The sequence below is a fragment of the uncultured Gimesia sp. genome, from assembly GCF_937919775.1.
Lineage (GTDB): Bacteria > Planctomycetota > Planctomycetia > Planctomycetales > Planctomycetaceae > Gimesia.
The window spans coordinates 1-4,158 of sequence record NZ_CALFPF010000252.1; the positions used below are offsets into that span (position 1 = coordinate 1).

The 4,158-nt window shown below is 50.3% G+C and carries 2 protein-coding genes; both read left to right on the plus strand.

From position 1 onward, the window contains the following. Nucleotides 1-106 precede the first annotated feature (106 nt). A complete protein-coding gene (locus Q0294_RS06690; protein ID WP_299462267.1) occupies nt 107-1,444 on the plus strand; it encodes a neutral/alkaline non-lysosomal ceramidase N-terminal domain-containing protein in 1,338 nt (445 codons plus the stop codon). 710 nt (nt 1,445-2,154) lie between these two features. After that, a partial coding sequence (locus Q0294_RS06695) for a serine protein kinase (protein ID WP_299462270.1) occupies nt 2,155-4,158 on the plus strand: 2,004 nt, incomplete at its 3' end.

Sequence of the window (4,158 nt, forward strand, 5' to 3'; positions counted from 1 at the left end):
GGCTTCGTTTTTCTGCGGAGAGTTTATAGGATAAAATGCTGCTGATTTGTTTTGTACCATTGATGGTAGTACCTCGCGCAGAATTCAACTCTGAAAAATAGTTCGCATGAAAGAGATGAAAGCCATGTTAAGAACCATTCTCATTTGTCTGGTGGGTCTGTTGTTTTGTGATCAGGATTGCTTAGAGGCCGGAGACTGGAAGGTCGGGATGGCGCGGGTGGACATCACGCCTGTCAAACCCGTCTGGATGGCCGGTTATGCCTCCCGTAAAAAAACGGTTGAAGGCACGACACATCCGCTGTGGGCGAAGGCGCTGGTCTTCGAAGACAAACAGGGAAAGCGGGCGGCGATTGTCACCACCGATCTGATTGGGCTCACGCGGGAGATTTCCGATGCGGTAGGGAATCGTGTCGCTGAAAAAACGGGGATCACCCGCGCACAGATTCTGTTGAATTCTTCACACACCCATTGCGGCCCGGTCGTGCGGGGCTGTGCGGCAATTGCCTATGATTTGACCGCCGCACAACAGAAAGACGTCGATGAGTATGCGAAGTTGCTCGAAGACAATCTGACCAGGGTGATCATTCAGGCCAGCGAGTCTCTGTCAGAGGCGACGCTGGCGTACGGGGAAGACAAGGCGACGTTTGCGATCAATCGTCGCGGCAAGATCAACCCGGATGGCCCCGTTGATCATACGGTGCCTGTGCTGCGCATTAATGACGCAGCCGGGAAAACGAAAGCCATTTTATTCGGATATGCCTGCCATAATACGACGATTGGCCTGTTTGAATATTGCGGCGACTACGCCGGTTTCGCACAGATTGCTCTGGAGAAAAAATATCCCGGCAGCCTGGCGCTGTTCATGCTGGGCTGCGGAGGAGATGCGAATCCCGAGCCGCGCGGCACGCTGGCTTTGGCAGAACAGCACGGGAATTCCCTGTCTGATGCGGTGATCCGCGCGATGGATCAACCGCTGGATCCGATCAAAGGACCGCTCACCGTCAAATTCCAGCGGACCGACCTGCCGTTTGTGGACCCGCCTTCCAAGGAGGCTCTGATCAAGCAACAGGGGCAGGGGGATGTCTACTCTCAGCGCCTGACGAAGTACCTGCTGAAGCAACTCGACCAGCAGGGGGCTATTGAGACTTCCTATCCTTTCTCCGTTCAGGTGATCGCATTCGGCGCTGATCTGACTCTGGTCGGCCTGGGAGGGGAAGCGGTGATCGATTATTCCATTCGACTGCACGAAGAATTTTCCGGCCGCCGACTCTGGGTCGCCGGGTATTGTAATGAAGTTTTCGCTTACGTTCCTTCCGAACGCGTCCTCAAGGAAGGGGGCTACGAAGGAGGCGACGCCATGAAGTACTTCGGCTTTCATGGCCCCTTCCAGCCCGGCGTGGAAGACCGCATTATTCAGCTCGTCCACACGCTGCTGAAACCGTAGCGAAGCGGTCGTCCGTGATCGTACAGAGGGCGTCGGTTTTTCATCGGGTGTCAAATTCGTCAGATTTGAGCCGATCGTCTCCGTCGACTGGTAGAAATTGTAATGATTTCTTAAACGCTTTGGCTGATCTAAGCGTAGTAATTCCAGACGGTAATGCGAAAGAAGGATTTGTAAATCGTAACAGATCCAGTCTGTCCATTCGGTAAAGAATCATTTCGATCAGGAGTCCTCTCTGCACTTTGCTCGAAACACAGGGTTTCGGGAGATGTTGAACTAACTGGTTGTCAGTTCGCAACTTATCGATTTTGAAAAGGGGCTTTTTATAAGGGGGAATTCTGCCGACTTCAAGATTGCTATTGTCTCAACAGGAAAGGTGGGAAATAATATAAGTGCTCGAAACATTGATACGTCACTAACATTCCTGTGTGGCATGCCCTGAAAGCTGTCGAGTCACGTCCACACGATAATCCCAATTTTACAATTTGGTGTTGGCCATGGATGGTCCTTTAAACAACCTCATTACAGATTTCTTTTTGTATGAGGGAACTATCCCTGCGCTGGTAATGTCTAACGAACGCATGTAACAACGATGGTCCTTTTGAAAGGCAGTAGCGCTTGAAAAAGAACTTGTTCAATTAAGCAACCTCGAACTTATTGGCCAACAAGGCGGCCTGCCTGAATGCAGGCTGTTAAGCCAGGAGGAGGAATCCATGGAAAATGGTCGATCAATTTTAAATCAGATCTCAGGTCAGCTGAATGCTGATTCATTTCTTCAGGAACATTGGCAGGGGACTTTTGATGAGTACCTTGATCTTGTTCGAGCCAACCCCAAGGTGACTCGAACGGCGTTCCAGAGAGTTTATGACATGATCATGAGCTATGGAACGTATCCCGTGGAAGGCAAAAAGGGACTCGTCCGCTATCGCTTTTTTGACGACCCGGTCAATGAAGGTCGCGATGGTATCTTTGGTCTTTCGAAGCCGTTGATGGAACTGGTCAATGTCTTTAAGTCCGCAGCCCTCAAGTACGGCAGCGAACGCCGCGTCCTGCTGTTACATGGTCCCGTGGGAAGTTCAAAAAGTACGATTGCCCGTCTCTTGAAACAGGGCTTGGAACGTTATTCCCGTACCGAAGAAGGCGCCCTTTATTCCTTCGGCTGGAAAGAAGCCGACGGATCGATTCAGTGGGATCCCATGAACAGCGATCCGCTGCAGTTGATTCCGCAGGAAAATCGGCCGAAAATCTGTGAATACCTGAATGCGGACCGCGATCCCGATAACGAGTCTGACTACATCGTGGAGATTGCCGGTGAAGTCTGCCCGCTTAGCCGTTTCTTGTTCAATGAAAAATTGGCGCAGGCGAATGGCGACTGGACCAAAGTCATGGATCAGATCGTCGTCAAGCGAATTATCTTTTCGGAACAGGATCGAATCGGCATTGGCACATTCCAGCCGAAAGATGAGAAAAACCAGGATTCGACAGAATTAACGGGTGATATTAATTACCGTAAAATCGCGCAATACGGCAGCGAAAGTGATCCGCGGGCCTTCAATTTTGATGGTGAGTTTAATGTGGCCAACCGTGGTCTCATCGAATTTATCGAAGTGTTGAAGCTGGACGTCGCGTTTCTGTACGATCTCCTGGGTGCTTCTCAGGAACACAAGATCAAACCGAAGAAGTTCGCGCAAACCGACATTGATACAGTGATTATCGGCCATACCAATGAGCCCGAATATCGCCGGCTGCAGTCGAACGAATTCATGGAAGCACTCCGCGATCGTACGGTCAAAATTGACGTGCCTTACGTGACCAAATTGAGCGAAGAAGTCAAAATTTACGAGAAGGACTACAACAGCAAACGTGTTCGCGGCAAGCATATTGCCCCGCATACACTGGAAATTGCGGCCATGTGGGCCGTGCTGACCCGGCTGGAAACGCCGAAACATCACGGTTTGACGCTGGTGCAGAAAATGAACCTGTATAACGGCAAATCACTGACCGGATTTACGACCGAGAATGTCGAACAGCTTCGCAAGGAAGCCAAATCGGAAGGACTGTTCGGGATCTCTCCCCGTTACGTTCAGGACAAAATTTCCAACGCGCTGGTGGTGAACTCGCACAGTTCGAATCTGAATCCGTTCATGCTGTTAAATGAACTGGAAGAAGGTCTGAAGCATCACTCGCTGATCGCCAACGATGAACTGCGCGACCATTACCGCCAGTTGATTACCGTAGTCAAGGAAGAGTATACCGACATTGTGAAAAATGAAGTGCAACGCGCGATTGCGGCTGACGAAGAAGCACTCACGCGTCTGTGTGGCAATTATCTTGATAACGTGAAAGCGTACACGCAGAAAGAACGTGTGAAAAATAAATTCACCGGCGAATACGAAGAACCGGATGAACGTCAGATGCGTTCGATCGAAGAACGGATCGATATTCCTGAAACCCGGAAAGACGATTTCCGCCGCGAGATCATGAACTACATTGGCGCGTTGTCAATGGATGGGAAAACGTTCAATTATAAAACCAATGAACGTCTCCAGAAGGCCCTCGAAATGAAACTGTTCGAAGACCAGAAGGATACCATCAAACTGACCAGCCTGGTGTCGAATGTGGTCGATGCGGAAACGCAGGAGAAAATCGATATCGTCAAAGCCCGCTTGATTCGAAATTATGGTTACGACGAAGAATCAGCCACCGATGTATTACAG

Bases quoted from the DNA above. Each gene is read 5' to 3' on its own strand.
- Q0294_RS06690 (WP_299462267.1), top strand. From the start codon at position 107: ATGAAAGAGATGAAAGCCATGTTAAGAACCATTCTCATTTGTCTGGTG.